At 66.7% G+C, this 2,404-nt stretch carries 3 protein-coding genes; all 3 read right to left on the reverse strand.

The features are described from left to right. A partial coding sequence (locus ABDV69_RS21050) for an NAD(P)-dependent oxidoreductase (RefSeq protein ID WP_343577743.1) occupies positions 1 to 979 on the reverse strand: 979 nt, incomplete at its 3' end. Between the two features lie 37 nt (positions 980 to 1,016). Then, positions 1,017 to 2,147 (reverse strand): NAD-dependent epimerase/dehydratase family protein, encoded by a 1,131-nt coding sequence (locus tag ABDV69_RS21055; protein WP_343577746.1) that lies wholly within the window; start codon positions 2,145 to 2,147, stop codon positions 1,017 to 1,019. 51 nt (positions 2,148 to 2,198) lie between these two features. Then, positions 2,199 to 2,404: exodeoxyribonuclease VII small subunit (locus ABDV69_RS21060; protein WP_343577744.1), on the reverse strand; the 206-nt coding region annotated here is incomplete at its 5' end.

Raw genomic sequence — 2,404 nt, forward strand, 5'->3', positions numbered from 1 at the left:
GATACGGCGAGCGATGCCTGAGCAGAGCGTGCGCCACCGGAGCGCCCAGCCGCGCCGGGTATCGCCGCCACCCCATCCGCGCGGCGGTCTCGGCAAGCAATTGCGGCCATGAAATCCGCTGGAAATTCAAGGCGTTCGCTGAACGTGTGGTGTCCATCCAGTCCGTGCCGAACCAGTCGGTGTCGCTGTCCGGGTCGCCTTTCCGTCCGGCCGGTATGCCGCCGACCAGGCCCATCGCCGCCGCGGTGGACGGGGCGAGGTCGCCCTGCACCAACCGGTGCGACTCGTCGCCGCCGATCAGCAGCGTCTCGCCGACGACCGGCGCGGTGGTCGCGGCGATGAAGGCGCGGGCCACATCGCGCACGTCGACGGTCTGGATGCGGCCGTCAACCGGCAGCGACGCCTCGAAGTAGAGGATGTCCAAATCCAGGTCGAGCCGTGGCTTGGCGGTGAGCACGCCGCCCAACCGCAATATCACCCAGTCCAATCTCGAAGCGCGGACCAGGTTTTCGGCTTCCACCTTGTGGACACCGTAGAGGTCGGATGGCCGCAGTGGGGTGTCCGCGGTGAGCAGGTCGCTGATGCGGTGCGGGTTGCGGGCGCCGTAGGCAGCGACGCTGGAGGCCTGGACGAATCGCGGCGGCGACGGCAATGCGGCGGCAGCGTCGACGAGATACCCCGTCGCGTCGACGTTGACCCGCCGGGCCAGCGCCGGCCGGGCGTAGCAGACCGGCGGAATGATCGCGGCCAGGTGGATGATCGCCGTCGGCGAGATGTCACGCAGCAGCCGGGCGACCGCATCGGGGTCGGTGAGATCTGCCCAGCGCACCTCGGTGGACGGCATGTTGTCGGCCGCCTTGCGGTTGGCCGGCACGTCCAAATCGGTGGCGACGACATGGGGCCCCTCGACCATCAGCTGCCGAACCGTTTCCGAGCCGACGAGCCCGAATGCGCCGGTGACCAGCACTGTTTGGGTCACGCCGCATTACGCTACACGCCGACGCGGAATCTCCCGGCTATTTGGCGACGGCGGGTGCGACGACCGCGACCGGCGCGGGAGTGGCCGCGGCTTTCATCTGGTCGAACAGCTCGGTGTAGTACGGCAGGCAGTCGAGCATCGCCTGCTCGGTGGTGAACAGTGGCCGGTACCCGAGGTCGCGGGTGGCCTTGGCGACCGAGAAGTAGTTGTCTAAATACAGTCGCTCGATGGCCAGCGGCTCCAGCGGCGGCGCAGCAATCCCGAACCGGAAATGCAACCGCTGCCAGCCCAGCATGGCCGCCCGCACCGCGGCGCCAGACACCCTGAGCCGCGGCAGCCGCTGACCGCATGCCGCTACCACCGGGCGGGCGAACTCGAACATGTTGATCGGCTCGGCGTCGTTGATGAAGTACGCCTGGCCCGGCGCCGTCCCACCCGGCGCCAGGTTCTGGGCGGCCAGGATGAAACCGTGAATCAGGTTGTGCACGTAGGAGTTGTCCAAACGGGCGGACTTGCGGCCGATCAGCACCTTGACGTGGCCGGCCAGCACGCTTTGGAAAACCTTGCGGAACATCGTCTGATCGCCGCGGCCCCAGATTCCGCTCGGCCGTATCGAGCAGGTCAGGAGCCCGTCAATCCCGTTCTGGGATAGCACAAATCGCTCGGCGATGACCTTCGTCTCGGTGTAGAGGTCAGCGAACCGGTCGGTGTAGGGCAACGTCTCGTCGCCACCTGCGATGGGCTTGCCGCCCATCACCACGCTGTTGGACGCCGTGTAGACGAACCGACTGACGCCGGCGGCCTGTGCGGCGTGCACCAGGTTCTTGGTTCCCTCGACGTTGACGGCGAAGCTGCGCTGCCGGTATTCCTCGGTGACCGACGCTCCGCCCATCAGTTCGATGAGCGCCGCGGTATGGAAGACGGTGTCAATGCCGTCGACTGCGTCGTCGGCGACGTCCCGGTCGCAGATGTCGCCCCGCATCACCTCGAGGCCGGGGTGGGCGGGCAGTGGCGACGGCGCCCGGTCAAACGAGCGCACCTGACATCCCTGGTCCAGCAGGGTGCTCACCAGGTTGGCGCCGACGAATCCCGAGCCGCCGGTAACGAGCACTCGGCCCAGTTCCGCTGCCGGTGTGGTTGCAGAATTGTCAGCCATGCCTTGGAGAATAACTGAAACGTGTTTCAGTTTCGTATAAACCCCAGAGCGGTCGTGGCGACGTCAAGAATGGTCGGTCTCGCCGGCGGCCAACGCGTCGGCCACTCGCGTGCGCGCGCCAGCTAAGTGTTCTTCACATCGTTTAGCCAGCTGTTCGCCTCTTTCCCACAGCGTCAGCGACGCATCGAGGTCCAGCCCGCCCTGCTCCAGTAGCCGGACGACCTCGATCAGCTCGTCGCGGCATTTTTCATACCCGAGCTGACTAACAG

The organism is Mycobacterium sp., from assembly GCF_039583785.1.
In the GTDB taxonomy this organism is placed as follows: Bacteria; Actinomycetota; Actinomycetes; order Mycobacteriales; family Mycobacteriaceae; genus Mycobacterium.